At 65.4% G+C, this 25,670-nt stretch carries 27 protein-coding genes; 10 read left to right on the top strand and 17 right to left on the bottom strand.

Going from position 1 to position 25,670, the window contains the following annotated elements; genetic code table 11:
• Positions 1-2: 2 nt before the first annotated feature.
• Positions 3-1,454, bottom strand: coding sequence for an exodeoxyribonuclease VII large subunit (gene xseA, locus IC614_RS10310; protein WP_200971324.1), 1,452 nt, complete (start codon positions 1,452-1,454; stop codon positions 3-5).
• Here xseA and purD point away from each other — a divergent pair.
• Genes purD through IC614_RS10295 form a run of 3 tightly spaced genes read left to right on the top strand, consistent with a single transcriptional unit; the run spans position 1,453 to position 3,765 of the window.
• Entirely contained in the window at positions 1,453-2,733 is a 1,281-nt protein-coding gene (gene purD / locus IC614_RS10305) for a phosphoribosylamine--glycine ligase (RefSeq protein ID WP_200971323.1), read from the top strand. The genes xseA and purD overlap by 2 nt on opposite strands.
• A 47-nt stretch (positions 2,734-2,780) precedes the next feature.
• The gene (locus IC614_RS10300) at positions 2,781-3,212 is read left to right on the top strand and encodes a hypothetical protein (RefSeq protein WP_200971322.1); all 432 of its coding nucleotides are present in this window, start codon (positions 2,781-2,783) and stop codon (positions 3,210-3,212) included.
• 25 nt (positions 3,213-3,237) lie between these two features.
• Positions 3,238-3,765 (top strand): hypothetical protein, encoded by a 528-nt coding sequence (locus IC614_RS10295; protein WP_200971321.1) that lies wholly within the window; start codon positions 3,238-3,240, stop codon positions 3,763-3,765.
• Positions 3,766-3,887: 122 nt separating this feature from the next.
• Here the strand turns inward: IC614_RS10295 and IC614_RS10290 are convergent, their stop codons facing one another.
• Positions 3,888-5,207, bottom strand: a complete 1,320-nt coding sequence (locus IC614_RS10290) for a hemolysin family protein (protein ID WP_200971320.1) — start codon at positions 5,205-5,207, stop codon at positions 3,888-3,890.
• 145 nt (positions 5,208-5,352) lie between these two features.
• Between IC614_RS10290 and IC614_RS10285 the strand changes: the two genes are divergently transcribed.
• Positions 5,353-6,030, top strand: coding sequence for an OmpA family protein (locus IC614_RS10285; protein WP_200971319.1), 678 nt, complete (start codon positions 5,353-5,355; stop codon positions 6,028-6,030).
• Positions 6,031-6,148: 118 nt separating this feature from the next.
• Here IC614_RS10285 and IC614_RS10280 read toward each other — a convergent pair whose 3' ends face one another.
• From IC614_RS10280 to rpoZ, 3 genes are read right to left on the bottom strand one after another with little or no spacing between them, the layout of a single operon-like run.
• Positions 6,149-6,580 (bottom strand): nucleoside deaminase, encoded by a 432-nt coding sequence (locus IC614_RS10280; RefSeq protein ID WP_200973197.1) that lies wholly within the window; start codon positions 6,578-6,580, stop codon positions 6,149-6,151.
• A gap of 20 nt (positions 6,581-6,600) precedes the next feature.
• On the bottom strand, positions 6,601-7,173 hold the full coding sequence (locus tag IC614_RS10275; RefSeq protein ID WP_200971317.1) for a methylated-DNA--[protein]-cysteine S-methyltransferase: 573 nt from the start codon (positions 7,171-7,173) through the stop codon (positions 6,601-6,603).
• A gap of 15 nt (positions 7,174-7,188) precedes the next feature.
• On the bottom strand, positions 7,189-7,530 hold the full coding sequence (gene rpoZ / locus IC614_RS10270; RefSeq protein ID WP_200971316.1) for a DNA-directed RNA polymerase subunit omega: 342 nt from the start codon (positions 7,528-7,530) through the stop codon (positions 7,189-7,191).
• Positions 7,531-7,653: 123 nt separating this feature from the next.
• Between rpoZ and IC614_RS10265 the strand changes: the two genes are divergently transcribed.
• Complete coding sequence (locus IC614_RS10265) at positions 7,654-8,826, top strand: phospholipase D-like domain-containing protein (protein ID WP_200971315.1); 1,173 nt, start codon at positions 7,654-7,656, stop codon at positions 8,824-8,826.
• 78 nt (positions 8,827-8,904) lie between these two features.
• Here the strand turns inward: IC614_RS10265 and IC614_RS10260 are convergent, their stop codons facing one another.
• Positions 8,905-9,519, bottom strand: coding sequence for a class I SAM-dependent methyltransferase (locus IC614_RS10260; protein ID WP_200973196.1), 615 nt, complete (start codon positions 9,517-9,519; stop codon positions 8,905-8,907).
• A 145-nt stretch (positions 9,520-9,664) separates the two neighbouring features.
• Here IC614_RS10260 and IC614_RS10255 point away from each other — a divergent pair, with 145 nt between their 5' ends.
• The gene (locus tag IC614_RS10255; RefSeq protein ID WP_200971314.1) at positions 9,665-10,939 is read left to right on the top strand and encodes an MFS transporter; all 1,275 of its coding nucleotides are present in this window, start codon (positions 9,665-9,667) and stop codon (positions 10,937-10,939) included.
• Here the strand turns inward: IC614_RS10255 and IC614_RS10250 are convergent.
• The gene (locus IC614_RS10250; protein ID WP_200971312.1) at positions 10,905-13,205 is read right to left on the bottom strand and encodes a CDC48 family AAA ATPase; all 2,301 of its coding nucleotides are present in this window, start codon (positions 13,203-13,205) and stop codon (positions 10,905-10,907) included. The genes IC614_RS10255 and IC614_RS10250 overlap by 35 nt on opposite strands.
• Positions 13,206-13,490: 285 nt before the next feature.
• Between IC614_RS10250 and IC614_RS10245 the strand changes: the two genes are divergently transcribed.
• On the top strand, positions 13,491-14,396 hold the full coding sequence (locus IC614_RS10245) for a LysR substrate-binding domain-containing protein (protein ID WP_200971310.1): 906 nt from the start codon (positions 13,491-13,493) through the stop codon (positions 14,394-14,396).
• Here IC614_RS10245 and IC614_RS10240 read toward each other — a convergent pair.
• Positions 14,386-15,144 (bottom strand): SDR family NAD(P)-dependent oxidoreductase, encoded by a 759-nt coding sequence (locus IC614_RS10240; RefSeq protein ID WP_200971308.1) that lies wholly within the window; start codon positions 15,142-15,144, stop codon positions 14,386-14,388. The genes IC614_RS10245 and IC614_RS10240 overlap by 11 nt on opposite strands.
• 4 nt (positions 15,145-15,148) lie before the next feature.
• Positions 15,149-15,610: a peptidylprolyl isomerase gene (locus IC614_RS10235; protein ID WP_200971306.1), complete on the bottom strand. Its 462-nt coding sequence runs from the start codon at positions 15,608-15,610 to the stop codon at positions 15,149-15,151.
• Between the two features lie 129 nt (positions 15,611-15,739).
• Between IC614_RS10235 and mgtE the strand changes: the two genes are divergently transcribed.
• On the top strand, positions 15,740-17,140 hold the full coding sequence (mgtE, locus tag IC614_RS10230) for a magnesium transporter (protein ID WP_200971304.1): 1,401 nt from the start codon (positions 15,740-15,742) through the stop codon (positions 17,138-17,140).
• A gap of 39 nt (positions 17,141-17,179) precedes the next feature.
• A complete protein-coding gene (locus IC614_RS10225; protein ID WP_200971302.1) occupies positions 17,180-17,581 on the top strand; it encodes a DUF1489 family protein in 402 nt (133 codons plus the stop codon).
• On the opposite strand, the gene IC614_RS10220 is transcribed toward IC614_RS10225, so the two are convergent.
• The 4 genes from IC614_RS10220 to pheS form a co-directional block, all read right to left on the bottom strand.
• The gene (locus tag IC614_RS10220; protein WP_200971301.1) at positions 17,578-18,276 is read right to left on the bottom strand and encodes a head GIN domain-containing protein; all 699 of its coding nucleotides are present in this window, start codon (positions 18,274-18,276) and stop codon (positions 17,578-17,580) included. The two genes, IC614_RS10225 and IC614_RS10220, sit on opposite strands and share 4 nt — an antisense overlap.
• Positions 18,277-18,322: 46 nt before the next feature.
• On the bottom strand, positions 18,323-19,048 hold the full coding sequence (locus IC614_RS10215) for a head GIN domain-containing protein (protein ID WP_200971299.1): 726 nt from the start codon (positions 19,046-19,048) through the stop codon (positions 18,323-18,325).
• Positions 19,049-19,138: 90 nt separating this feature from the next.
• On the bottom strand, positions 19,139-21,574 hold the full coding sequence (gene pheT / locus IC614_RS10210; protein ID WP_200971298.1) for a phenylalanine--tRNA ligase subunit beta: 2,436 nt from the start codon (positions 21,572-21,574) through the stop codon (positions 19,139-19,141).
• Positions 21,571-22,650: a phenylalanine--tRNA ligase subunit alpha gene (gene pheS, locus IC614_RS10205; RefSeq protein WP_200971297.1), complete on the bottom strand. Its 1,080-nt coding sequence runs from the start codon at positions 22,648-22,650 to the stop codon at positions 21,571-21,573. Before pheS ends, pheT begins: the two co-directional genes overlap by 4 nt.
• 58 nt (positions 22,651-22,708) lie before the next feature.
• Here pheS and IC614_RS10200 point away from each other — a divergent pair, with 58 nt between their 5' ends.
• Entirely contained in the window at positions 22,709-23,638 is a 930-nt protein-coding gene (locus IC614_RS10200) for a DUF5996 family protein (protein ID WP_200971296.1), read from the top strand.
• A gap of 84 nt (positions 23,639-23,722) precedes the next feature.
• Here the strand turns inward: IC614_RS10200 and IC614_RS10195 are convergent, their stop codons facing one another.
• The 4 genes from IC614_RS10195 to IC614_RS10180 form a co-directional block, all read right to left on the bottom strand.
• The gene (locus IC614_RS10195; RefSeq protein ID WP_200971295.1) at positions 23,723-24,157 is read right to left on the bottom strand and encodes a hypothetical protein; all 435 of its coding nucleotides are present in this window, start codon (positions 24,155-24,157) and stop codon (positions 23,723-23,725) included.
• Between the two features lie 109 nt (positions 24,158-24,266).
• A complete protein-coding gene (gene rplT, locus IC614_RS10190) occupies positions 24,267-24,632 on the bottom strand; it encodes a 50S ribosomal protein L20 (protein WP_200971294.1) in 366 nt (121 codons plus the stop codon).
• Between the two features lie 14 nt (positions 24,633-24,646).
• Positions 24,647-24,850, bottom strand: coding sequence for a 50S ribosomal protein L35 (gene rpmI, locus IC614_RS10185; protein ID WP_200971293.1), 204 nt, complete (start codon positions 24,848-24,850; stop codon positions 24,647-24,649).
• A gap of 132 nt (positions 24,851-24,982) precedes the next feature.
• Positions 24,983-25,660: an SDR family oxidoreductase gene (locus IC614_RS10180; protein WP_200971291.1), complete on the bottom strand. Its 678-nt coding sequence runs from the start codon at positions 25,658-25,660 to the stop codon at positions 24,983-24,985.
• Positions 25,661-25,670: the final 10 nt, after the last annotated feature.

Raw genomic sequence — 25,670 nt, 5'->3', positions numbered from 1 at the left:
CCTCAAAAGAGCTTCGGCTGCTCCGGCCTGTTCTTCGGATAGGCAGGTTTGCGCGGGCGCTCAAGGGGTTGGGCGCCGTTCGCGACCGCATCTACCCGGCCGTCGGCGAAGACGAGGCTGAGCGCGCCCGCCGCCCTCGCTTGTTCGGCGCGGGTGAGGACGTGGCCGCCGCGATCCTCGACACGGACATAGCCCTTTTCGAGCGGCCGATTGGGATGAGCGAGTTCCGCCACCCGCCAGAGCCCCTTCAGCGTTCGATCGCCTTCGTCGATCCGGCGGCGAATATGTCCGGCATCGAGGCGAAGGCCTGCGAGACGATCCTGCGACCGGCGCACGGCAGCTTGCAGGAGCGAAGGGCGCAGCGCGCCCGCCGCCCCGCCAAGATCGGCGCGGGCATGGCTGAGCCGCGCCGACAGGGCGCGGGGAAGCCGTTCGGCGAGATCGTCGAGCCGCTGCTGCTGTGGGGCGAGAAGATCCTCCCTCGCCGGGAAATGGCGGAGGCAAGCCGCAAGCTGTTCCGCCGCCCGCTCCCGGGCCCGGCTGGCGCAACGCTCGGCGCGCGCGGCGAGATCGCCGACGAAGGCGGCAAGCTCGCTGCGCACCGGCACGGCCAGTTCGGCGGCGGCGGTGGGCGTCGGCGCGCGCATGTCGGCGGCAAAGTCGCAGAGCGTCGTATCGGTTTCATGGCCCACCGCCGATATGACGGGAATGGTGCAATCGGCCACGGCACGGACCACCGCTTCCTCGTTAAAGGCCCACAAATCTTCGATCGATCCGCCGCCGCGCGCGACGATGACGAGGTCGGGGCGCGGCGCCGGACCGCTAGAGCTCGCGGCGTCGAAACCGCGCAGGGCGGCGGCGACCTGCTCCGCCGCGCCTTCGCCCTGCACGGCGACCGGCCAGACGACGACATGGGTCGGGCAACGATCCTCAAGCCGGTGAAGAATGTCGCGGATGACAGCGCCGGTGGGCGAGGTGACGACGCCGATCACCTTCGGCAGGAAAGGCAGCGGTTTTTTCCGCGCCGCATCGAACAGCCCTTCCGCCGCCAAAGCCTGGCGCCGCTTGTCGAGCAGCGCCATCAACGCGCCTTGCCCGGCGAGTTCCAGCCGGTCGATAACGATCTGGTAGCGGGAACGGCCGGGATAGGTGGTAAGGCGGCCGGTCGCGATCACCTCCACGCCGTCTTCGGGCCGGAAACGCAGCGCGCCCGCCACCGCCTTCCAGATGACGCCGTCCAGCACGGCATTTTCATCCTTGAGGCACAGATAGCAGTGGCCCGACGCCGCCTTTTTCCACCCCGAAATCTCGCCGCGGACCCGGACGTGGCCAAAGCGGTCCTCAACCGTCCGCTTCAGTGCGCCGGACAGTTCCGACACCGTCATCGCCGGTGCGTTGTCGCCGGGCGTATCGGTTGCTAACAGCCCGGGGTCATCGGAAGGAAAATCGGTCATGAACGTCCTGTTGCTTGGCTCCGGCGGCCGTGAGCATGCCCTGGCGTGGAAGCTCGCGCAATCGCCGCTGCTCGGTCAGCTCTATGCCTCACCCGGCAATCCGGGAATAGCGCAGGAGGCGGGGGTCGTCGCGCTGAATGCCGCAGATCATGGGGAAATCGCCGCATTTTGCCGTGACAAGAGCATCGATCTGGTCGTGATCGGGCCGGAAGCACCGCTTGTGGAGGGCCTTGGCGATGCTTTGCGCGCGCAAGACATCCTTGTTTTCGGTCCCAATCGCGTTCCGGCGCAGCTTGAAGGGTCGAAGGGCTTCACCAAGGAGCTGTGCGCGCGCCGCGGCATTCCGACCGCGCGCTTCGTTCGGGCGGGAAGCCAGAAAGAAGCGGAAGCGGCGCTCCAGGATTTCGGCCTGCCGGTTGTGATCAAGGCGGACGGCCTCGCCGCGGGCAAGGGCGTGATCATCGCCGAGACGGCGGACGAGGCCCGCGCGGCGGTCGCGACCATGTTCGACGGCACGTTCGGCGCGGCGGGCGCGTCGGTGGTGATCGAGGAATTCTTGACCGGCGAGGAAGCGAGTTTCTTCGCGATCACGGACGGGAAGACCGTGGTGCCGTTCGGATCGGCGCAGGATCACAAGCGTGTCGGCGACGGCGACACGGGACCGAACACCGGCGGCATGGGCGCCTACAGCCCCGCCCGCGTGCTGACGCCGGAACTGGAGCGGCGGGTGCTGGGCGAGATCGTGCAGCCGACGGTCGATGCGCTCGCCGCGGAGGGCACGCCCTTTTCCGGCGTCCTCTACGCCGGGCTGATGCTGACGGCGGAGGGACCGAAGCTCATCGAATATAATGCGCGGTTCGGCGATCCCGAATGCCAGGTGCTGATGATGCGTCTGGAAAGCGACCTCCTCGCGCTCATGCTCGCCACGGCGAAGGGCGAATTGGCGGGCGCGGAGCCGCCCTCCTTCTCGGACCGGACGGCTCTGACCGTCGTCATGGCGGCAAACGGCTATCCCGGCACGCCGGACAAGGGCGGCGCCATATCCGGGATCGAGCGGGTTCATGGCGCGAAAGTGTTTCATGCCGGAACCGCGCTGGAGGACGGCCGCCTCGTCGCCAATGGCGGGCGCGTACTTAATGTGACGGCGCTCGGCGGCACGATTCGCGATGCGCAGGAAGCGGCCTATAAGGCGGTCGCCGCGATCGATTTCCCGTCCGGTTTCTACCGCCGCGACATCGGCTGGCGCGAAGTCGCGCGCCAGGCGGGAGCCAAGGCTTGACCGGGACCGTTACGCAGGAGCATGTTTCGTAAAAAGGGAGACAAGCGATGCGCAACTGGCTGAAGATCCTGATCGGTCTGCTCGCGGTGCTGCTCGTCGGCTGGCTGCATCACGGCCCGCTGGGACATGGCGAGGCTTATGTCGCCGCGCTCGAGCAGAAGGCGCGGGCCGTCGTCGCGGAAACCGGGGTGCCGGGCGTTTCCGTCGCCCTCGGCCATGATCCGCTGACCCGCCATGCCACCCTTTCCGGCCCGGCCGACGCCTTCCAGCGTGAGGGTCAAGGCGAGCTCAAAGGCATCAACGATCTGGTCGGCGAGATCGAAGGCGTGTCCGGCATCGGCTGGACCGACGAAGGGAAGCGTCCGTTCGCCCTCCCCCTCCTTGCCGAGCTATGGATCTGGATGGCGATCGCCTATCTCGCCGGCCTCGGCCTAGGCTGGCTCCTCTTCCGCCCGCGCGAGCGGGAAGGCTTCTTTTGACCCTCGCAACGGATAAGGACCGTTCATGACCGCAGTCGCAGAAACGAACCTCATTCCCATCCTGATCGCGCTCGCCATCGGGCTGGTGATCGCCTTGCTCCTGTTCCGGAGGCGCAAGCCCGCCGCCATCGACCGGCGCGAAATGGCCGCCGAGCCGATTGCCGCCGCCGCCCCGTCCCCCCGCGTCGCGGACACGCGCGAAGGCAATGGCCTGCTCGACGAGGGCGCGGCCGCGACCACCGATGTCGCCAGCCAGTTCATGGGCGTGGAGGCGCATCGCGAGCTGCCCGGCGCCGAAGGGCCGCCCGACAATTTGCAGACCATGAAGGGCGTCGGCCCCAAATTCGCGGCTTTGCTCAACCAGAACGGCATCACCCGATTCGCGCAGATCGCGGCGTTGAGCCCGGGCGAGATCGAGGCTCTGGACGCGAAGCTCGGCGCCTTTTCGGGCCGCATCGTCCGCGACCGCATCGTCGACCAGGCGCATTATCTGGCGCGCGGCGACACGGACGGGTTCGAGGCGAAGTTCGGGAAGCTCGGCGGAGCGCTCTAGGCCTCGCTTTCTCCAATGTCATTCCCGCGAAGGCGGGAGTCCAGGCGGTGTTTGAGTTAGTAGAGAGATCTTCTGGATTCCCGCCTTCGCGGGAATGACATTGGGAGGTAACAGGAGAGGAGCTAGCGCCGCTTATCGCTCGCGATCAGCTTGTCGATCTTGCGGCCGTCGAGGTCGGCGATTTCGAACGTCCAGCCGGCATAACGGAAGACTTCGCCGGTTTCGGGGAGGTGCTTCAGGATCGACAAGGCGAAGCCGGCGACGGTGGCATAATCCCGCTCCTCGGGAAGCGCGATGCCGAGCCGGTCGGTCAGCATGTCGGCGGAAGCCGAACCTGAAATCAGCCAGCTGCCGTCCTCCCGCTCGACGAGCGGCGGATCGGTATCGACGTCGAGGTCGGATGCGAAATTCCCCGCGAGCGCGGCGAGCAGGTCGGACGGCGTGACGATGCCGTCGAGATGGCCATATTCGTCGTGGACGAAGGCGATCGGCACGTCCGCCGATTGCAGCACGGCGAGGGTGTCCATCGCCCCCATCTGATCGGAAACGATCGGCGCGCTCCGCATCAGCGCACGCAGCGCGAGCGGCGCGCCTTCGATGAGCGCCACGGCAACGTCGCGGGCCTGGACAACGCCCACGACCTTGTCGACCGACCCCTCGGCCACGACCAGGCGGCTGTGGGGCGTTTCGAGGAAGCGGTCGCGGACGGCCTGCGGCGGCGCGTCGGCGTCGATCCAGTCGACGTCGGTGCGCGGCGTCATAACCTCGCGAGTCGGACGGTCGGCGAGGCGCACGACGCCGGAGATGATCGCCCGTTCATTCTCCTCCAGCACGCCCGCGCTATGCGCTTCGGCGACGACGAGGTGCAGTTCTTCCGCCGTCACATGATCGCTGGTGTCCCGCGTCATGCCGAGCAGCCCGAAGATGAGCGCGCTGGTCCGGTCGAGAAGCCATACGAACGGGGCGGTGGCGCGGGCCATCCACAGCATCGGCACGGCGACGACGCAGGCGATCGCTTCGGGCGAGCGCAGGGCGAATTGCTTTGGGACGAGTTCGCCGATGATGAGCGAGGCATAAGTGGTGAGCACGATGACGAGCGTGAAGCCCGCCGTCTGCGCCGTTTCCGCGTCGAGGCCGAGAAGCATCAGCCGCTCGCCCACCGGGCCGCCGAGGCTCGCGCCCGAATAGGCGCCCGCGAGAATGCCGATCAGGGTGATGCCGATCTGCACGGTGGAGAGGAACCGCCCGGGATCGCCCGCCAGATCGAGCGCCGTCTGCGCGCCCGCCTTCCTGTTCTTCGCCATCGCCTTCAGGCGCTGCGTCCGCGCGGACACAATGGCGAGCTCGGACATGGCGAACAGGCCGTTCAGGACGACGAGGCCGATGATGATGGCGACGTCGATCCAGGGAAAGGGGGTCAGGGAAGGCTGCGTGGGCGGCATGATGAGCAGCCTTCCTTAGCGTCTTATCGGCTTCGTCGGCAACCGGATCGTCATCCGCGCGGTCCTTGAGGGTGCGGAACAAGCCCCGCCGTCCGGCGGTTGAACCTCCTATCTCCCTCATCCTGTTCGGAAAGGAACGATTTTCATGGGCATTTCCAAACGCCTGACCGCCATTTCCCTGTCCGCCGCCCTGTTGGCGACGACCGCCGCCTGCGTCACCGATCCGGTGACCGGCGAACGCACGATTTCCAAGGCCGCTATCGGCGGCGGGCTCGGCGTCATCGCGGGCTATCTGGCGGGCGACCTGATCGGCGGCCGCAACGACCGCACCGAACGGATCGTCGGGGCCGGCATCGGCGCCATCGCGGGCGCGGGCATCGGCGCCTATATGGACCGTCAGGAACAGCGCATTCGCGAGCAGACCGCAGGGTCGGGCGTCGAGGTCGACCGCGTCGGCGACGAACTGCTGCTGCGCATGCCGTCGGGCGTGACCTTCGCGACCAACAGCTATGCGATCCAGCCGCAATTTCAGGCCACCCTGGATGAAGTCGCCCGGACGCTCGCCGATTTCCCGTCCACCTATATCGACGTCTACGGCCACACCGATTCCACCGGCGGCGACGCGATCAACATCCCGCTGTCGCAGAACCGTGCCCAGTCGGTCGCCAACTACCTCATCTCGCGCGGCGTCAATCCGGCCCGGATCGCGACCCAAGGCTTCGGCTCCAGCCGTCCGATCGCGGACAATACGACCGAAGCGGGCAAGCAGGCCAATCGCCGCGTCGAAATCCGCGTCGTTCCGGTCACGAACACGGCAGGCTGAACCTGCCATCGTTTGCCGTCATTCCGGCGAAAGCGGGAATCTCATGACAAGAAAAATGCCTTCTTGTCCTGAGACCCCGGCTTTCGCCGGGGTGACGTGCTTGCGGCAAAAGCGGAAACTAATCCCGTCGCGTCGCAAAAAAAGCGCGCAACTGCGCGGCGGCTTCCTCCTCGCCGATACCGGAATAAACTTCCGGCGCATGGTGACAGGTCGGCTGCGCGAACAGCCTCGGTCCGTGCAGCACCGCGCCGCCCTTGGGGTCGGACGCGGCGAAATAGAGGCGGCGGATGCGCGCCAAGGCGATGGCGCCGGCGCACATCGCGCACGGCTCCAGGCTCACCCACAGGTCGCACGCGTCAAGCCGGGAGGTGCCAAGCCGCTCCGCCGCCAGCCGCAGCGCCACCATTTCGGCGTGCGCGGTGGGGTCGCTGACGCCGCGCATCGCATTGCGGGTTACCGCGATGACCTCTTCACCGCGCATCACCACCGCGCCGACCGGAACCTCGCCTTCACGTGCGGCTTCCCCGGCGGCGTCGAGCGCCAGACGCATGGCGGTGGGCAGCGGAAAGGTCACGACGCTTTGAGCGCCCAAGGCAGCGCATCGAAAAGCCCAGCCTCCTCGCCCTCCCGCCGCGCGCCTTCGATATCGAGGAGCCGCATCTTGGTCGCCGCGCCACCCGGCGCGGAAAAGCCGCCGCTGCGCCCCCCCGCCGCGAGAATGCGATGACAGGGAATGACGATGGGAAAGGGATTGCGCCCAAGCGCCCGGCCGATGGCGCGCGCGGCGCCGGGTTGGCCGATCGCCGCTCCAAGAGCGCCGTACGTGCGGGTTTCGCCGCGCGGAATGGCGAAGGTGGCGTCGTAGACGGCCTTTTCAAACGGCTCGACTGCGCTGAAATCCAGAATGGAAAGATCGTAATCGATCGCGCCGCCGGACAAATGCGTAATGATCGTCTCGGCAAGCTCGGCGACGGGAAGCGGCATGTCGCCCCGCATTGCGCCGGGCACACGGCGCGTCAAAGCGCAGACGAGCGCCGCTTCATCCGTTTCGGGAAGCGCAGTCGCGACAACGGCACCGTCTTTCCAGACGATGCCGCAAGCGCCGATCGGCGTGTCGAAGATCGCGAAGGCGGGGCCGGCCATAAGCGGCCGTCCGCCTTATTCGTAATCGCCGGCGAGGTTGGTGTTGCGCGGCGGCGCGGCGGCGGTCAGGCGCAGCGCCTCGGCCGACGCGGCGAGCGAGCCGACTTCGTCCGGCGCCTCGTCCTCATCGATCTGGACGCGCTGCAAGCCGGACACGAGCGCTTCTTCCAGATGCTTCGGCTTCACCGTCTGCTCCGCGATTTCGCGCAGGGCGACAACCGGATTCTTGTCCCGGTCACGATCGAGCGTCAGCTCCGCGCCGCCCGAAATCTGCCGGGCCCGCTGAGCCGACAGCAAAACGAGATCGAAACGGTTCGGAATCTTGTCGACACAATCTTCGACGGTAACGCGCGCCATGAAAGCTGCTCCAAACACTAGCCAGAAGCTGGATGGGAAAGGCTGCGATCTAGGCGCGGACGGCCGAGTTGTCAAGATTTTCGGAGGGTTGCGCATGAGGATGGGGGGCATACATCGGGGAACATGGCCGTGCTGAATCCCCAGATTTCCGCTCTTTCCGCACCGTTGACGGTCGACGGCAACCGGCTGACGCTTTTAGCGGACGGATTGGAGCGGCTGGACGCGCTGGTGAAGCTGATCGACTCGGCGCGGACCTCGCTTCGCATCCTCTATTATATCTTCAAGGACGATGCGGCGGGACGGCGGGTGCGGGATGCGCTGCTTGCCGCCTGCGCGCGCGGGGTTAAGGTCGACATCTTGATCGACGGTTTCGGCAGCGACGATGTCGGCGACGCCTTCTTCAGGCCGCTGATCGAGAGCGAATGCGGCTTTTGCCGCTTCACCCCGCGCTGGGGCCGGCGCTATCTGTTGCGCAATCACCAAAAGCTCGCGCTCGCCGACGGCAAGACCGTGCTGATCGGCGGCTTCAACGTGTCCGACGATTATTTCGACAAGACCGACAATAGCTGGCGTGATCTGGGGCTTCAGGTCGAAGGTCCGAGCGTCCGCTCGCTCGAAGATTATTTCGACGCCCTCTTCGCCTGGGCGCGACGGCGCGGCGCGCGGATGCGGGAATTGCGGGCGGTGCTCAACCGGCATAGCCAGCGCGACGGCATTCTCCGGTGGCAGTTCGGCGGGCCGACGCGGCGGCTCAGCCCTTGGGCGCGGACCTTGAAGCGCGACATGCTTCGCGCCACCCGGCTCGACATGATCGCCGCCTATTTCGCGCCCAGCCGCGGCATGCTCCGGCGCATCTACGGCATCGCGCGGCGCGGCGCGGCGCGGATCGTCACCGCGTCCAAGTCCGACAATCGGGCGACGATCGGCGCGGCGCGTCACACTTATTGGCGGCTGCTGAGGCACGGCGTCGAAGTCTATGAATATCAGCCGACGAAGCTGCACACCAAGCTGATCGTGGTCGACGATGTCGTCCACATCGGTTCGGCCAATTTCGACATGCGCAGCCTTTACCTCAATCTCGAGTTGATGCTGCGTGTCGAAAGCGCCGAATTCGCCGCGCGGATGCGCGCTTATGCCGACGGCGAGATCGCCGACAGCCGCCCCATCACGCGCGCCGAGCATCGCGCGCGGCGAAGCTGGTGGAACCGTTTCGTGTGGAGCGTCGCTTACTTCCTCGTCGCGACGATGGACTATAACCTCTCCCGCCGCCTCAATTTCGGGCTGGAGGGGCGGTGATAGTGTTCCTGCGAAAGCAGGAACCCAGCGGCACCGGGCGCTTCACCTGGGCTCCTGCTTTCGCAGGAGCACGAAAGGTCATTCCTTCCAAGCCCAGAACAAGGTCGCGGGCGGCACGTTAAACCATTCGAAGCCGCGATCGATGCGCTCGAAATGCGGCGCGATGAAATCGCGCACCTTGGGCGAGAATTGGTAGACGAGGAAAGCGCCGCCCGGACGCAATGCCGCCGCGGTTTCCTCCGCGATCTTGGGGCCGATGCCGGGCGGCAGCGTGGAAAAGGGAAGACCGGACAAGATATAGTCGGCATGGGCAAAGCCGCGCTCGGCAATGATCTTGCCCACGTCCGCCGCCGATCCGGTCACCGCCTCCAGCCGCCCGTCGGTGAACTTGGCGTTGAGATAGGTCGTGAAATCGGCATTGGTGTCGATGGTGAGCAGGGTCGCGTCGGGCGCGAGCCGGTCGAGAATATGCTGGGTGAAGGTGCCGACGCCCGGTCCATATTCGACGAACAATTTGCAATTCGCCCAATCGACGGGGTCGAGCATCTTGTCGATCAGCACCTTCGAAGACGGGATGATCGAGCCCACCATCACCGGATGCTTCAGAAAGCCCTTTAGAAATTGAAAGCGCGGGCTGCCGAGGCCGGAGCGCTTGATCGCGCCATCACGTGCATGTTCGGCCGAAAATGTCATCATCAACCCCAAAAAAGAAACGAACGGTTAGCGTTGGCAAATGAACGCCCCGATGGCAAGGGCGGGACGTGACGCGTTTGCGCGGCGGGACGGAACGGCCTGTTTCCGGGACGCGGTGCGCCGCAGGGTGGGAAAGGCTAAGCGAATGGGCCTATCCGGATTGGGAAAAGAGCGGTTCGCCCTCTTGTTCGCCGTGATGCTGGTCGCGGCCGGGGGCAATACCGCCATGCAATCGCTGATGCCCGCCATCGGCCGCCGGCTCGGCCTTGCGGACATTCTGATCGCCTTCGCTTTCAGCCTGTCGGCTTTGCTGTGGGTGATCACCGCGCCTCATTGGGCGCGGCAGGCGGACCGGCGCGGTCGCCGCGCGCTGATGCGCCTCGGCCTCTGGGGGTTCATAGCCGCGATGCTGGTTTGCGGCGCGGCGCTGGCGGCTGGCATTCATCATCTGGTGCCGCCGATCGCCGTTTTCGCGCTCTTCATTTTCGGGCGCTCTTTCTACGGCGGTTTCGGATCGGCGGCGCCGCCCGCCGTTCAAGCCTATATCGCCGCCCGCACCGAAGGGGCGCAACGCACCAACGCTCTCGCCGCGATCGCTTCCTCGTTCGGCCTCGGCACCATCATCGGCCCGGCGGTCGCGCCGCTCTTCATCTTCGAACCTTTGGGACTCGCTGGCCCCCTCGTCGTCTTCGCGATCATCGGCGCCCTGGTGCTCGCCGCAATCATCCTGCGCCTGCCCGACGATACACCTCACCGCCCCGCGCACGGGCAGCTGGTCGAGGAACCGTCAATCGGCGGCGGCGGCGGCGCGGGGCTGATGCACGCCGAAGCACGCCGCCCGCTCCACTGGCGCGACCGCCGCGTCTTTCGCTGGCTGATCGCGGGAATTATCGGCGGCCACGGTCAGGCGGCGATGCTGGGCGTCATCGGCTTCCTGATCATCGACCGCCTGCAGGTGCCGGTCGCCCATGCCCAGCAATCCATCGCCGTCGTGCTGATGTCGGGAGCCGCGGCGACTCTGCTCGCCCAGTGGTGGCTGATCCCGCAACTTCATTTTTCGCCCCGCGCGCTGATCGTCTGGGGCGCGTTGCTGGCGGCGGCGGGCGCTCTGGGAACGGGCCTCGCCACCGGTATTTACGGCCTGACATTGAGCTTCGCTTTGTCTTCCATGGCGTTCGGCCTGCTCCGCCCCGGCTTTACCAGCGGCGCATCGTTCGCCGTCGCGCCGGACGAGCAGAATGCGGTCGCCGGCATGGTGACGTCCGTGAACGGGGTCGCTTATATCGCCGCGCCCGCCATCGGTGTCGGCCTTTACGGCCTCGCCATGCCGCTACCCTTCCTGATCGTCGCGGCGCTGATGCTCGGCCTGGCGATCTGGGCCAGCGTCAATCTTCATGTTTCTCCGCGCGGCGCGAATTGAGCATGCCGGGCAACACGAAGCCGATGCCGCCCGCAATCGCATCCTGCTTGATATTCGCCTCGACCCGTTCGTAATCCTTTTCCATTTCCGCCGTCACGGACGGCCGCGTTTCGGTCAGCGCCTGTTCGAAATCCGCCTTGGTCACTTCGCCCGCCTTCAAATTGGCACGGAGGGCATGGAGGCCCGCGCGGCGGACCAGATCTTCCAAGTCGGCACCGGTGAAACGCGGCGTGCGGCGGGCGAGATCATCCAAATCGACATCGCCCGCCAGCGGCATGTTGCGGGCGTGGATGGAGAGGATATGGCGCCGTCCTTCCTCATCGGGAACCGGCACATAGATCAGCTCGTCGAACCGCCCTGGGCGCAACAGCGCCGGATCGATGAGGTTCGGCCGGTTGGTCGCGCCGATCACGACCACCGACTGTAATTCCTCCAGCCCGTCCATTTCGGACAATATGATGTTCACCACACGCTCCGTCACCTGCGGCTCGCCAAGCCCGCCGCCGCGGGCGGGCACCAGGCTGTCCAGTTCGTCGATGAAGATGACCGTCGGCGCCACCTGCCGCGCGCGGGCGAAGAGGCGGGCGATCTGCTGCTCGCTCTCGCCATACCATTTGGACAGGAGATCCGACGATTTGGTCGCGATGAAATTCGCCTCCGCCTCGCGCGCCGCCGCCTTGGCGAGCAAGGTCTTGCCGGTTCCGGGAGGGCCATAGAGCAGGAATCCCTTGGCCGGGCGGATGCCGAGGCGGCGGAACGCGTCGGGATCCTTCAGCGGCAGCTCGACTCCCTCGCGCAACCTGTTCTGGACGCGAGCGAGGCCGCCGACATCCTCCCAGCGTATATTCGGCTTCTGCACCATCACTTCGCGCATCGCCGAAGGCTGGACGCGCTTCAGCGCTTCTTCGAAATCATTGCGGGTGACCGACAAGGTGTCGAGCACTTCGGGCGGGATCGTGCCATCCTCGAGATTGATCTTCGGCATGATGCGCCGCACCGCTTCGATCGCCGCCTCGCGAGCCAATGCGGCGAGATCGGCACCGACGAAGCCGAAAGTCTTGCGGGAAAGCTCGTCGAGATCGACCTCCGGTTTCAGCGGCATGCCGCGTGTGTGGATGCCAAGGATCTCGCGCCGCCCCGGCTCGTCGGGAACTCCGATCACGATCTCCCGGTCGAAACGGCCCGGACGGCGCAAGGCTTCGTCCAGCGCCTCGGGCCGGTTGGTCGCGGCCATGACGATGACGTTCTGGCGCGGTTCGAGGCCGTCAAGGAGGGTCAGGAGCTGCGCGACGATCCTTTTTTCGGCTTCCCCCGACACTTGTCCGCGCTTGGGTGCGATGGAATCGATCTCGTCGATGAAGATGATGGAAGGCGACGCCTCGCCCGCCTGCTCGAAAATCTCGCGCAGGCGTTTTTCGCTTTCGCCATAGGCCGATCCCATGATTTCCGGCCCGGCGATGTGAAAGAATTCCGCGTCGCTTTCATTGGCGACGGCGCGCGCCAGCCGCGTCTTGCCGGTGCCGGGCGGGCCGTGGAGCAGCACGCCCTTGGGCGGATCGACGCCCAGCCGCTCGAAGATTTCAGGATAGCGCAACGGCAGCTCGACCATCTCGCGAAGCTGATCGATCGTCGTGCCGATGCCGCCAAGGTCGTCATAGGTGACGTCGGCGCGGCGCATTTCCTTGGCCTCGGTATATTCGGGCCGCAGCTCGACTTCGGTATCGGCGTCGATATGGACGATGCCCTTGGGCATGGTCGACACCACGGTCAGCCGGATTTCCTGCAGCGCATAAGCCGGGGCATTCAGCATCTGGCGCAATTCGGGGGGCAGATCGCCGCGGGGCACTTGCTGCTGGCCGGTCGTTGCCACGATATCCCCGGCCGTCACCGGGCGCATGCCAAAGCTGCGCTTCAAGGCGTTGGCCGAACCTTGAAGACGCAAATTCTTCTGCGCGGGGGCGAAGACGACGCGTTGGGCCGGCTTCGATTCAGCCTTGCGGATGCCCACGAAATCGCCCGCGCCGATTTCCGCATTGGCCCGCTGCAGGCCGTCGAGCCGGATGATGTCCAGCCCTTCGTCATCCGAATAGGGCCCGATGGCGCGCGCCGGCGTCGAACGCTTGCCGACAAGCTCGATCACGTCGCCTTCGCCAAGGCCGAGCGCCGTCATCATCGTGCGGGGAAGCCGGGCCAATCCCCGACCGCTATCGTCTGGGCGCATCGTCGCGACCTGAAGCCGGTTGGGGGGTAATTCCTCGTCTGCCATGTGATGATCCTTTATTGCCGAATGGCAGATAGGAATCCTCAACGGCGCTTCCATCCGCCGGGTCCGTCGCAGGAACAAAAAAAGGCCGGCTCGAAAGGGAGCCGGCCGTTAGTCTTTAGGAGAGGATGCCTGAAAGGCACATCCTTTTTCCGTTCGGCCGACTCATTGTGCAAGTGCGAAGAATCATGTTACGGTTGCAAATATTGCAAGCATAAGAGTGCCAGACATGGCTGAAAAACGTGCCTGGACCTGTTGTGCAGTGCACAATGTTGCAAGGATTGCAAAATGAGGCGGCTCCCACCTTTAACGGCGATCGAAGCCTTCGTCCAAGTCGCGCGCCTTGGTTCGGTGAAAGCAGCCGCAGAGACTTTATCCTTATCGTCCCCGGCGCTCAGCCGCCGCCTCCAGGCCCTCGAACGCTTCCTTGGCCGTCCGCTTTTCACCCGCCGCCATCAGGCGGTGACCCTCAATTCCGATGGCGAGCGCCTGTTGCAGGACATCGCGCCGTCCATCGATGCCCTCGCGCTTGCCATGGAACGGGCGATGAGCCCGGGCGAATTGATGCGCCTCCGCCTCGGCGTGCTGCCGCTTTTCGCGGCGCAGCGGCTGATGCCGCGCCTCCCTGAATTGCGGGCCTTGCATCCGGAGCTGCATATCGACATCGACACCGCGCCTCAGCTCCTTTCCCGCCTCGACGACGGGCTGGACGCGGTGATCGCGCTGGTCACATCGGACATCGATCCCAATCTCTACTCGCGGCGGCTCGACAACAATCGCATCGTCGCGATCGGATCGCGTGCGATGACGGAGGGCCCGGGCGCCTTCGTCCATCCCGCCCAGCTCGCCTCGGCCACTATCTTCGTGCACCGGGATTTGCCTGAGACATTCTCTTATTGGCGCGCGGCGATCGGCATGCCGAACCTGCAGCCCGCCGCCATCGATCATTTCGATTCCGGCCATCTGATCCTCGACGCTACCGCGCGCGGCCTCGGCGTCGCCTTCATGCTGGAAAGCCATTTGAAAGGCGCGGAAGATCCCCGTCTCGTTCAGCTTTTCGACATCGCGGTGGACAGTCCCTACAGCTATTGGTTCGCCTGCCGCCGCTCCGCCATGGCGCGGCGTCCGGTCCGCATCTTTCACGACTGGCTGTTCAGCGGCGGCGAGAATGCGCGCGGCGCCTCTATAATTTGATCCGCGCGACGATCCTCCGCATCAACGCGCGGGGTATGAAGCGGCCGGCCTGGGCCGTGATCTTGTTCGTGAAGCCTGGAATGACGACCGCGCGATTGCGCGCCAGTCCAGCCAGGCCTGCGGCAACCACATCTTGCGCCGATCCGGCAAAGCGATCGAACGCCTTGGACGTCACGCCCGCCACTTGCGCGAACTCGGTCCGGGTCGGGCCGGGACAGAGGGCGGTCACATGGATGCCGCTGTTCTTCAGCTCTTGATGAAGGGCCTCGGTGAAAGAGAGGACATAGGCCTTGGTCGCGAAATAGACCGCGATGTGCGGCCCAGGCTGAAAAGCGCCGGTCGAGGCGACGTTCAGGATCGCGCCCTCGCGCCGGGCGCGCATCTCCGGCAGAACGCGATGGCAAAGCGCGGTCAGCGCCTGGACATTGAGATCGATCATCTCCCGCTGCCGGTCGAGCGGCAGCGCCGCGAAGGCGCCGCTAAGGCCGAAGCCCGCATTGTTGACGAGGGTAGAGACGGTCAGGCCTTCGTCCGCGATCCTCTCCATCAGCATCTTCGCGCCGTCCGGTTCCGCCAGATCGGCGGGGACGACATGGACGCGTCCGCCGATCTCGGCGGCAAGCGCCTCCAGCCTGTCCGTGCGGCGCGCGGCCAGCACCAGCTCGTCGCCCCGCGCCGCGCACTGGCGCGCGAATTCCGCGCCCAGGCCCGACGAAGCGCCGGTAACGAGCGTAACCGGCCGCGCCACGCGCTTATTCGCTGACGGTTGCCTTGATGATCTTGCCGGGATTGGCGGGCGGCTCGCCCTTCGGCAGCGCGTCGACATGGTTCATGCCTTCGATCACTTCGCCCCAGACCGTATATTGGCCGTCGAGGAAGCGGGCATCGTCGAAGCAGATGAAGAATTGGCTGTTCGCGCTGTTCGGATTGGACGTCCGCGCCATCGAACAGACGCCGCGCACATGCGGCTCGCGGCTGAATTCGGCCTTGAGGTCGGGAAGGTCCGAGCCGCTCGTGCCGGTGCCGGTCGGGTCGCCGCCCTGCGCCATGAAGCCGGGGATCACGCGGTGGAACACCACGCCGTCGTAGAAGCCGTCCTTGGCGAGGGTCGTGATCCGCTCGACATGGCCGGGCGCGAGATCGGGACGGAGACGAATGACGACGTCGCCGCCGCTGTCGAGAGTGAGGGTCAGGGTCTGCTGCGCGTCGGCCATGTCATTTTCTCCAAAAGGGTGCGGCTGGCACTTAAGGGCGCAATGGCCGTTATGCCAGCCCGCTTGGGTCGACACGGCGGAAATCCGCGCCTAGGAGGGCGAAACCGTAACGCGCATAGGGAGAGGACGATGAGCGACAGCGAATTCGAAACCGCTCCCCTTCCCCCCGAGCAGCTCGACGAGGACGACCGGCTGAAGCCCGAATTCGTCCGCAATGTCATCGACCGTGTCGAGGCCGGCGATGCTGCGGGTGCCCGCGAACTGGTCGAACCGCTGCATCCCGCCGACGTCGCCGACTTATTCGAACTGGTCTCGCCCGAACAGCGCCGCGCGCTCGCCGCCGCCGTCGCGGACTTGCTCGACGGCGACGTCTTCTCGGAAATGAACGATTGGGTCCGCGAGGAGCTGATCGACGCGCTCGAGCCGCACGAAGTGGCCGACATTGCCGGGCAGCTCGAAACCGACGACGCCGTCGCGCTGATCGAGGATCTGGAGGAGGACGAGCAGCGCGCCGTGCTCCGCGCGCTCGACCCTGACGACCGCGCCGCGATCGAGGAAGCGCTGACCTTCCCGGAGGAATCGGCCGGCCGCCTGATGCAGCGCGACCTGATCGCGGTGCCCGAACATTGGAATGTCGGCCAGGTGATCGATTATCTGCGCGCCACCGAAGGGCTCACCACCGATTTCTGGGAAGTCTTCGTCGTCGATCCGCAGCATCATCCGGTCGGCACCATCCAGCTGAGCTGGATCCTGCGCACGCCGCGCCACATCCCGATGTCGGACCTGATGAAGCGCGAACAGACCCTGATTCCGGTCGACATGGACCAGGAGGAGGTCGCGCTGCGCTTCCAGAAATATGCGCTCATCTCGGCCGCCGTCGTCGATCATGCGGGGCGCCTGGTCGGCATGATCACCGTCGACGACATCGTCCACATCATCCAGCAGGAAGCGGGCGAGGATGTCCTTCTCCTGTCCGGCGCGGGCGAAGGCGACATCAACCAGCCGCTACGGGACAGCTATCAGGCGCGCGTCCGCTGGCTGATCGCCAACCTTTTCACGGCTCTCGTGGCATCAGCCGTCATCGCGGCGTTCGGCGCGGCGATCGAGCAGATGGTGGCGCTCGCCATATTGATGCCGATCGTCGCCTCCATCGGCGGTAATGCGGGCACGCAGACCATGGCGGTGGCGGTGCGCGCACTCGCCACGAACCAGCTGACCCAATCCAACACGATCCGCACGATCAAGCGCGAGATCGCGGTCGCGCTGCTGAACGGCATCACCATCGCCGTGCTGGTCGGCGTCGGCGCGGCTTTGGTCTTTTCCAATCCGCAGCTGGGGGCGGTGATCGCCGCGGCGATGCTGATCAATATCCTGATCGCAGGGCTCGCCGGGGTGCTGGTGCCGGTGCTTCTCGAAAGGCTCGATCAGGATCCGGCGGTGGCCTCGTCGGTGTTCGTTACGATGACGACCGATTCGATGGGCTTCCTCGCCTTCCTCGGCCTTGCCGTTGTCACCGGCTTGGTCCGCTAGGATATTGATAAATCAGCCCTAATGCGTCATCTTCCGCACATGAATCCCCTTCATATCAGCAAGGTGGCAGTCGCCTGCAGCGGCTTTGACGCTCTGCGGTCCCGGCAGGCGGCGCGGATAGAAAACGGCATCGTTTCAGTGGTCACGCGCTACAAGCCGAAGCGTGCCGAAGAATTGATCGGCGGGTCGCTATTCTGGATCATCAAGCATCGCCTGATCGCGCGCCAAACAATCCTCGGCTTCGCTGAGACGGAGGAAGGCCGGGCAATCATCCGCGTCGATGCTTCCTTGGTGCCGGTTAAGGCCCGCCCGAAGCGCGCCCATCAGGGCTGGCGTTACCTCACCGCCGCCGATGCGCCGGCCGATCTGGGGAGCGGCGACGGCATCGCCGACCTGCCCGCGATGCTGGCGGGAAAGCTCGCCGGTCTGGCGCTGATCTAGCGCGAAGCCGCGCCGCAGGTCACGAGACCGGCGCCTTCGGCGGTGATCGTGCAGGCGGGCCTGCCGCCGATCCTGATATCGCCGCTTCCCCGGCTCACCACCTTGGCGGTGCGACGGGCAAGAGCCGTGATTTCGCCCGCCGTCGCCGCTCCGATCTTCAGATCGTCCACATTCAGCCCGGCTGCATCGAATCCGGCCGATCCTTCGACCCGCGCGTCGGCCAGCTTGGCGGTTCCCGAAAGCCGTGCGGCTCCGCTGCCGATCACGACCACATTCAACCGGTCGACGGCGATGCCGCCAATATCCGCCGTGCCGCTGCCGGAAACGATGAGGTCGAAGTGCAGACCCTTGGCGCCCGCGACGGATAAGTGCCCGGAGCCCGAGAGGGCCACGGCGCGCAATTGCCGGGTCGTCACCTTGATTTCGACCGGGCCATTCGCTCCCGGCCCGGTCCAGGTTTCACGGGCAGTCCGGATACGCAGGGTGCCGCCTTCGACATCGAGCCTCAGCCGGTCAAGCGCCGCCAGCGACGGGCCGGTCGCCCTGGCACGCGAGGCGGAACCGGTGGTCACGGTGACGCGATAAGGCCCCTCGACGGAAATCCGGTCGAAATCAGTGACCGTGTAGGTCCGCTCCGCCGCTGGAGCCGGAGCGATGGCGAATAGCGCGAAAAGGAAGGCGGCGAGGAACTTCATGCATTCCTCATGCCGCCTCATGGTTAACAAGCGCTAAGCGGTGCGATCAGCCGTCGCAATGAACGTTGCCGGACCCCATCTTCCGGACATCGCAGCGGCCGCCGCCCGCGACGCGCACGTCGCCCGACCCCATGACGGAGACGGACGCGGCGCCGGTCGCGCGGACGCTGGCGTTGCCGGAGCCGACCACCGACACCGTCGAATCGCGGCTCTCCAGCCCCCCGATCTCCACATCGCCCGATCCGGCGATCGACACGGTCGTCGAATTGGCCTTGCCGGCCGCCTTGATGTCGCCCGATCCTGCGATTGAGAAATCGGCGCTGCCGACGCTGAGCTGCTGTACGTCGATATTGCCCGATCCCCCGATGGCGGCGGTGAACTTGTCGCCATTGACCCGGTCAATGCGGATGTCGCCCGACCCGCCGATGGCGGCCGCCTTCAAGGAGGGGACGGTGACGCGGACGGTGACCGGACGGCGGTTGGTCCAGTTCCAATTGCCCTTCTTCTGGCCGATCTTGAGATCGCCGCCCTCGACCTTGATCTCGAGGCTGTCGAGCATGTCGGCATCGCCTTCGGCGGTCACAGAGGGCGCGCCGCCGACGGTGACGATCACCTGATGCGGCCCGGCCAGCGACACGGCGTCGAAGCTTGCGACGGTATAGGACCGGCGCGTGCTTGCATCGCTCGCCGCGGCGTCGTTGCGCTGGGCATTGGCGGTGAGGTTGCAGGCGGCAAGCACGGCGACAGAGGCAATCAACAGACCAACACGCATGGCGATTCTCCCTAGCTGTTATATCCGCATAATACACGCCACAGATGTAACAGCAAGCAGAAATCGCATCGGCCGGTTTAGGCTGTCACGTCAGTCTCGCAGACGCGCGCCCAGCTTGGCCGCCGCCGCGACGATCCTTTCCGAAATCGCCTTCAATTCCTCATCCGTGAAGCTCTTCTCTCCCGGCTGGAGCGCGACTTCGACGGCGAGCGATTTCTGCCCCTCCGGCACGCCTTGGCCGGTAAAGACGTCGAACAGGCTGACCCCGGCAATCGCCTGCTTGTCGGCTCCCTTCACCGCGCGGAGCAGGGCTTCGGCTTGCATGTCCGCCGGGACGAGGAAGGCGAAGTCGCGTTTGACGGCCTGCAGCGCGGGCGGCGCATAAGCGCTCTTCATCCGGCCCGCCGCGCGCTTTTGCGGAAGGGCGTCCAGGTAGATTTCACCTGCCACGACCGGGCCTGACAGGTCGAAGGCCTTGAGGACCGAAGGATGCAGCTCGCCGAATTCCGCGAGCGCATTCTTGGGGCCGAGACAGAAGCGCCCGGAGCGGCCCGGATGGTAGATACCAGACGCGTCCCCGAGAACCTGCAGATTGTCGACCGGCGCGCCGATGGCGGCGAGGATCGCGGCAGTCTCTCCTTTGGCGTCGTAGGCGTCGAACCCTTGCGCCTTGCCGCTCCGCCAGTCGCGGCCGAGGCGATTGCCCGCCAGGACGATGCCGAGCGTCGGCCGCTCGCCCTCCGCCAGATATCTGCGCCCAACCTCGAACAGCCGCACGCTGTCCTGCCCGCGCGCCATGTTACGGCGCGCGGCGGCGAGGAGGCCGGGGAGGAGCGAGGGGCGCATCGCCTTCATGTCCTCGCTGATCGGGTTGTCGAGGATCCAGGCGCTGCCGCCGAACGGCTCCGCCTCGCTTTCCGCGATGAAGCTCCACGTCACCGCCTCGTTGAGGCCGCGCGCGGCGGCGGTGCGTCGCGCCTTGCGCTCCAGCATTTGCGCTGGCGTGGCAGTCGGTTTCGCGACACCCGGCACGCAGGGGAGCGGCGTCGAGGGCACATGATCGATGCCTTCGATGCGGATCACTTCCTCGACCAGATCGGCCTGCCCTTCGACATCGCGGCGCCAGCTCGGCACAGTCACCTGCCAGTCGGCCGAGACGGCGAAACCCAGGGATTCAAGAATCGCTTTCTGCCGCTCGGGCGCGATGGCGAGGCCGCCCAAGGCCTCCGCGCGGTTCGTATCATAAGCGATAGTGCGTGGCGCCGTCGGCGGGTTGCCCGCGCGCGTCACTTCGCTCGGCGTGCCGCCGCACAGGGCCTGGACGAGGAGGGTGGCGACGGTGAGGCCGTCCTCCAGGAAAGCGGGATCGACGCCGCGCTCGAAACGCTGGCGCGCGTCGCTGGTGAGGGTGAGCTTCTGGCCCGTCCGCGCGATATGATCGGGATCGAAATAGGCGCATTCGATCAGCACTTCGGTGGTGGTTTCCGACACGCCTGAATGCTCGCCGCCCATGATGCCGCCGATATCGTGGACCTGGGCCTCGTCGGCGATGACGGTCATCGTCTCGTCGAGCGTGTAGGTCTTGCCGTTCAAGGCCAGCACTTGCTCGCCCGGCTTCGCCTTGCGCGCGGCGAGGCCACCCTGGAGCTTCGCGATGTCATAGACGTGGAGCGGACGGCCAAGGTCGAACATCACGAAATTGGTGATGTCGACGAGCGCGGAGATCGGCTTCTGCCCGATCGCCTTCAGCCGGCGCGTCATCCATTCGGGTGCTTCGCCATTGACAACGCCGGATACAATGCGGCCGAAGAAAGCGGGGCAGCCCGCTTCGTCTTCGGTGCGGACGTTGGGTCCGGGGCCTTCGCCGGTAATCGGCTTGAGCTCGATCCGCTGGCCGAGATCGCTAACCTTCATGTCGCCTTGCTGCGCGCCGGCGGGTGCATAGGCCTCGGCGAGCGCCTTCAAGCGCCCAAGGCCAGCCGCCGCCAGATCGCGCGCGATGCCGCGCACGCCCATGCAATCCTGCCGGTTCGGCGTGATCGACACATCGATGACCGGATCGTCGAGGCCCGCCCAGCTGGCATAATTCTCGCCGGTCGGCGCATCCTCGGGAAGCTCGATGATGCCCTCATGCGCATCGCCAAGCTCCAGCTCGCGGACCGAACACATCATGCCCTTGGATTCGACGCCCCGGATTGCGGCGACCTTCAGGGTGATGTCGCTGCCCGGCACATAGGCCCCCGGCGGCCCGAACACGCCCTTCAGGCCCGCGCGGGCATTGGGGGCGCCGCAGACGACCTGCACCGGCGCGCCTTCGCCCGTGTCGACGGAAAGCACCTGCAATTTATCCGCCTGCGGATGCCGCTCGGCGGTCAGCACATGGCCGACGACGAATGGCGCCAGCTTCTCGGCGGGATTTTCCACCCCTTCGACCTCGAGGCCGATCTTGGTCAGGGTTTCGAGGATGGTGTCGAGGCTCGCATCCGTCTCCAGATGCTCCTTCAGCCAGCTCAACGTGAACTTCATGCCCCTACTCCCCCGCTCAACGTGGGCACATCGAGGCTCGCGAAGCCGTAGTGGCGGAGCCAGCGCAGGTCGCCGTCGAAGAAAGCGCGCAGATCGTCCATGCCATATTTCAGCATGGCGAGCCGGTCGATGCCGCAGCCGAAGGCGAAGCCCTGCCATTCATCGGGATCGAGTCCGCAGGCCGCGATCACCTTGGGGTGGACCATGCCGCTGCCCAGCACTTCCATCCAGCCTTCCGACCCTCCGATGACGCGGCGGCCCTTCTCCACGGAATAACCCACGTCCACCTCAGCCGAGGGTTCGGTGAAGGGGAAATAGGAGGGACGCAGGCGCAGGACGATGTCGTCGCGCTCGAAGAAGGCCTTGAGGAAAGTCTCCAGCGTCCATTTGAGATGGCCCATATGGATGCCGCGATCGATGACAAGGCCTTCGACCTGGTGGAACATCGGCGTGTGGGTCGCATCGCTATCCGAGCGATAGGTGCGGCCCGGCGCGATGATGCGGATCGGCGGTTCCTGGCTCGTCATCGTGCGGATCTGCACTGGGGAGGTGTGGGTGCGCAGCAGCATCCTCTTCCCCTCGCTCTCGCCAGGGAAATAGAAGGTGTCGTGCATCGCCCGAGCCGGATGGCTTTCCGGAATGTTGAGCGCCGTGAAATTGTGCCAATCGTCCTCGATCTCCGGCCCGGTCGCGACCGCGAAGCCGAGATCGGCGAAGATTTCGGCGAGTTCATCCATGACTTGGCTGACCGGGTGGACGCTGCCCTGCGGCGCGGAAAGGACCGGCAGGGTCATGTCCAGCGTCTCGGTCGCGAGCTTGCGCTCCAGTTCCGCTGCCTCGAAAGCCGCCTTCTTCGCCGCGATGGCGTCCGTCACGCTTTCGCGCAGCGCGTGGATGCGCGGCCCTGCCGTTTGCCGTTCCTCCGGACTCATCCCGCCCAGGGTCTTGAGCAGCCCGGTGATCGCGCCCTGCTTGCCCAGGGCGGCGACGCGTTCCGCCTCAAGCGCGGCAAGGTCCGCGGCCGCATCGATGCGTGACAGCCAGTCGCTGCCCAATTTGTCCAGATCGGTGGTCATAGCTGCCCCCTAGAGGGTTTCTATGCTATATTGAACACCCTTCGTCGGGAGAGACGATATGGACGCATGGCCGCCGCTAGGTCCGGAGGACGCCCCGACCATCGCCGCCCTGCACCTTTTTTCCCAGATACCGGGAAAGGTGGCGCTGGCGACGCTTCCCTGGCGCAATCACGGCTGGCACCTCACCTACCGCCTCTGCCCGCGCGGCTTCCGAACCCAGCCGCTCCGCACGGCGACCGGCGCGTTCGAGTTCGAATTCGACCTGGTCGATCATCATCTGCGCCTCATCGACGGGAATCGCGCGGACGGCTCCATTCCATTGCGGCCGATGCCGGTCTCGGTGTTCTACAATGACGTCATGACGCTGCTCGGCTATGCGGGCCACAAGGTTCATATCGTCGGCGTGCCGAACGAAATCGAACCCGCCATTCCCTTCCGCAAGGACGATGAAGAACGCGCTTACGACCAGCGAAGCGCCGACCGCCTACGCCGCGCCCTGCTGAAGGCGGAAGACGTGTTGTCGCGCTTTCGTTCATCTTTCCTCGGCAAGGTCAGCCCGGTGCAGCTCTTCTGGGGCAGCTTCGACCTTGCCGTGACGCGCTTTTCGGGCCGGGAGGCGCCGCCGCATCCGGGCGGCATTCCCCATTTGCCGGACCGCGTCACCCGCGAAGCCTATAGCCACGAGGTGTCAAGCGCGGGCTTCTGGCCGGGCGGCGCCAATGGCGGGACGCCGCTCTTTTATTCCTATGCTTATCCGGCGCCGAGTGGGTTTGCGGACGCGTGGATCGAACCCGAAGCCGCACGCTATGAGGAAACGCTGGGGGAATTCGTTTTGGATTATGAAGCGGTGCGCAAGGCGGGAGATCCGGAAAGCATGCTGATGGACTTCCTCATGAGCACTTACACGGCGGCTGCTAATCTGGGCAAGTGGGATAGAAGCAGTCTGGAATGCGAACTCGGCAGGCCAGCCATGCCGCGCGCCCTGTGACGCTCATCGCGAGATAGAGCAATATGACGTTGGTTCGGCATTTCATTCGCCGTCAGCGCCCGCTGATAAGTTCGTGCGAAAGTGTCAAGTATCGTAGTCGCCACTATTCCAAGGCTCGAAAAAAGCCATATAATTGCCGGGTTGCGCCTCAACCGCCCATATGTCTTCTTCATCCTCTGGTTCACGAGGCACTAGCCCGAACGTTATTCCGAACCGATCAATAGAAAAGGGAGAGATTTCGATCCGGCCATACGTAATCTCTCCCAGACTTGCCAGCCGCTGGTCTCGAAGTGAGTCACGATGTGCAAGGTCCATAGATTCACGCGGCCCGAGATCATCAATAAGGGCATCTGCAAGAGCGCCGTCGGCATCAAATATATAGAGTGCGAGGAACTCCCTCTCTCCTGGCTCGAAAGGAGTAGTAAGGAAGAATTGTTGGCCTTCAGCCGTATGGCCAACATATTGCGCCGAATGGTCGTCGCATTCGATTGCAATTACAGAAGGCCGTTCATTAGACATTTAACTGTATCCTAAGTGCGAACCGGTGCATTCTACACATAATAATCTCAAAACAAAGGCGCGGAGAGTTACCCCTCCGCGCCTTCTATTCTTCAAGCGTTGCTAAGGCTTAGGCCTGCTGCGGCAGGGCTCCGCGCGCTTGCGCCACGATCGCCTTGAATGCATCGCCTTCGTGCATCGCGATATCGGCCAGAACCTTGCGGTCGAGGTCGACGCCGGCGAGCTTCAGGCCGTGCATGAACTGGCCGTAGGTCAGGCCTTCCATGCGGACAGCGGCGTTGATGCGCTGGATCCAGAGGGCGCGGAAGCTCCGCTTCTTCACCTTGCGGTCGCGATAGGCGTATTGGCCGGCCTTCTCGACCGCCTGACGCGCGATGCGGATCGTGTTCTTGCGACGGCCGTAATAGCCCTTCGCCTGATCCAAAATTCTCTTGTGCTTCGCCTTGGTGGTTACACCGCGTTTGACACGTGCCATGGCTCAAATACTCCTTAGTTCAGGCCGTAGGGCGCCCAGAGCTTCACGCGCGCCGTGTCGGCGTCGGCGAGCACTTCGGTGCCGCGGTTCTGGCGGATGTACTTGGCATTGTGGCTGATCAGGCGGTGGCGCTTGCCGGCGACGCCGTGCTTCACCTTGCCCGTCGCGGTGAGCTTGAAGCGCTTCTTCACACCGCTCTTGGTCTTCAACTTGGGCATTTTCGTCTCCTTTGCCGCTTCAAGCGACGTTTAAGAACGGCCACGGCAGCCCTAACCGGCCGGGCAGTTCGATTCTTCCAAATGGCTTGGAAAGGCGCGCCTATACGGAGGAAGAGGCAAGCGCGCAAGGCCTCACCAGGGAAGAGCCTCTCCCGAATAGTCGAAGAAGCCGCCTGTATCCTGGGGGCCGAGCCTCTCGATGACGTGCCGCATGCCCGCGACGCTTTCCTCCGGCGTCAGCGGCGCGGCCTGGCCGCCCATGCGGGTCTGGACCCAGCCGGGGTGAAGGACGGCGGCAACGATCCCGTCATCCGCCCAGTCGATCGCGACGGAGCGGACGGCGGCGTTCAGGGCCGCCTTGGACGAGCGATAGGCGATGTAGCCGCCGGACATATTGTCCTCGATGCTGCCCATCTTGCTGGAAATGGCGACGAAAGTGCCGCCAGCCGCCTTAAGCCCGGCACGCACCGCGCGGGCGAGCAAGACGGGCGCGACCGTATTGACGCGGAAGGCATCGAGCCACCCCTCGCCGTCCGCCGCGCTCTCGATACGTCCAGGCCCCCAGGTTCCGGCATTGGCGACCAGGAGATCGAGCGGCGCGCCTGCGAGGCGTTCGCCGAAGGATGCGATTGCGGGGAGATCCCCCATATCGAGTTGCTCGATGCGGATGTCGCCGTCGACGGCGCGCAGATCGCCCGCCTCATTCAGGCTCCGGCAGGTCGCGATGATCCGCCAGCCCTTGGCCGCATATTGGCGCACGAATTCGAGACCCAATCCGCGATTGGCGCCGGTAACGAGCAGACTGGGCATGAAGGAGTCT

The organism is Sphingosinicella flava, from assembly GCF_016025255.1.
Taxonomy (GTDB): Bacteria; Pseudomonadota; Alphaproteobacteria; order Sphingomonadales; family Sphingomonadaceae; genus Allosphingosinicella; species Allosphingosinicella flava.
The sequence above is the reverse complement of the archived record's forward strand: the minus strand, read 5'-3'. Positions and strand labels throughout refer to the sequence as shown.

Coding starts and splice junctions, on each gene's coding strand:
- IC614_RS10280 (WP_200973197.1), bottom strand. CDS start 6,580: ATGCGTCTGGCGCTCGACGCCGCCGGGGAAGCCGCACGTGAAGGCGAG.
- IC614_RS10200 (WP_200971296.1), top strand. CDS start 22,709: ATGGACGCATGGCCGCCGCTAGGTCCGGAGGACGCCCCGACCATCGCC.
- rpmI (WP_200971293.1), bottom strand. CDS start 24,850: ATGCCCAAGTTGAAGACCAAGAGCGGTGTGAAGAAGCGCTTCAAGCTC.
- purD (WP_200971323.1), top strand. CDS start 1,453: ATGAACGTCCTGTTGCTTGGCTCCGGCGGCCGTGAGCATGCCCTGGCG.
- IC614_RS10285 (WP_200971319.1), top strand. CDS start 5,353: ATGGGCATTTCCAAACGCCTGACCGCCATTTCCCTGTCCGCCGCCCTG.
- IC614_RS10215 (WP_200971299.1), bottom strand. CDS start 19,048: ATGCGTGTTGGTCTGTTGATTGCCTCTGTCGCCGTGCTTGCCGCCTGC.
- mgtE (WP_200971304.1), top strand. CDS start 15,740: ATGAGCGACAGCGAATTCGAAACCGCTCCCCTTCCCCCCGAGCAGCTC.
- pheT (WP_200971298.1), bottom strand. CDS start 21,574: ATGAAGTTCACGTTGAGCTGGCTGAAGGAGCATCTGGAGACGGATGCG.
- IC614_RS10290 (WP_200971320.1), bottom strand. CDS start 5,207: ATGCCGCCCACGCAGCCTTCCCTGACCCCCTTTCCCTGGATCGACGTC.
- IC614_RS10275 (WP_200971317.1), bottom strand. CDS start 7,173: ATGGCCGGCCCCGCCTTCGCGATCTTCGACACGCCGATCGGCGCTTGC.
- rplT (WP_200971294.1), bottom strand. CDS start 24,632: ATGGCACGTGTCAAACGCGGTGTAACCACCAAGGCGAAGCACAAGAGA.
- IC614_RS10195 (WP_200971295.1), bottom strand. CDS start 24,157: ATGTCTAATGAACGGCCTTCTGTAATTGCAATCGAATGCGACGACCAT.
- IC614_RS10265 (WP_200971315.1), top strand. CDS start 7,654: ATGGCCGTGCTGAATCCCCAGATTTCCGCTCTTTCCGCACCGTTGACG.
- IC614_RS10180 (WP_200971291.1), bottom strand. CDS start 25,660: ATGCCCAGTCTGCTCGTTACCGGCGCCAATCGCGGATTGGGTCTCGAA.
- IC614_RS10235 (WP_200971306.1), bottom strand. CDS start 15,610: ATGGCCGACGCGCAGCAGACCCTGACCCTCACTCTCGACAGCGGCGGC.
- IC614_RS10250 (WP_200971312.1), bottom strand. CDS start 13,205: ATGGCAGACGAGGAATTACCCCCCAACCGGCTTCAGGTCGCGACGATG.
- IC614_RS10260 (WP_200973196.1), bottom strand. CDS start 9,519: ATGACATTTTCGGCCGAACATGCACGTGATGGCGCGATCAAGCGCTCC.
- pheS (WP_200971297.1), bottom strand. CDS start 22,650: ATGACCACCGATCTGGACAAATTGGGCAGCGACTGGCTGTCACGCATC.
- IC614_RS10300 (WP_200971322.1), top strand. CDS start 2,781: ATGCGCAACTGGCTGAAGATCCTGATCGGTCTGCTCGCGGTGCTGCTC.
- rpoZ (WP_200971316.1), bottom strand. CDS start 7,530: ATGGCGCGCGTTACCGTCGAAGATTGTGTCGACAAGATTCCGAACCGT.
- IC614_RS10255 (WP_200971314.1), top strand. CDS start 9,665: ATGGGCCTATCCGGATTGGGAAAAGAGCGGTTCGCCCTCTTGTTCGCC.
- IC614_RS10295 (WP_200971321.1), top strand. CDS start 3,238: ATGACCGCAGTCGCAGAAACGAACCTCATTCCCATCCTGATCGCGCTC.
- xseA (WP_200971324.1), bottom strand. CDS start 1,454: ATGACCGATTTTCCTTCCGATGACCCCGGGCTGTTAGCAACCGATACG.
- IC614_RS10245 (WP_200971310.1), top strand. CDS start 13,491: ATGAGGCGGCTCCCACCTTTAACGGCGATCGAAGCCTTCGTCCAAGTC.
- IC614_RS10225 (WP_200971302.1), top strand. CDS start 17,180: ATGAATCCCCTTCATATCAGCAAGGTGGCAGTCGCCTGCAGCGGCTTT.
- IC614_RS10220 (WP_200971301.1), bottom strand. CDS start 18,276: ATGAAGTTCCTCGCCGCCTTCCTTTTCGCGCTATTCGCCATCGCTCCG.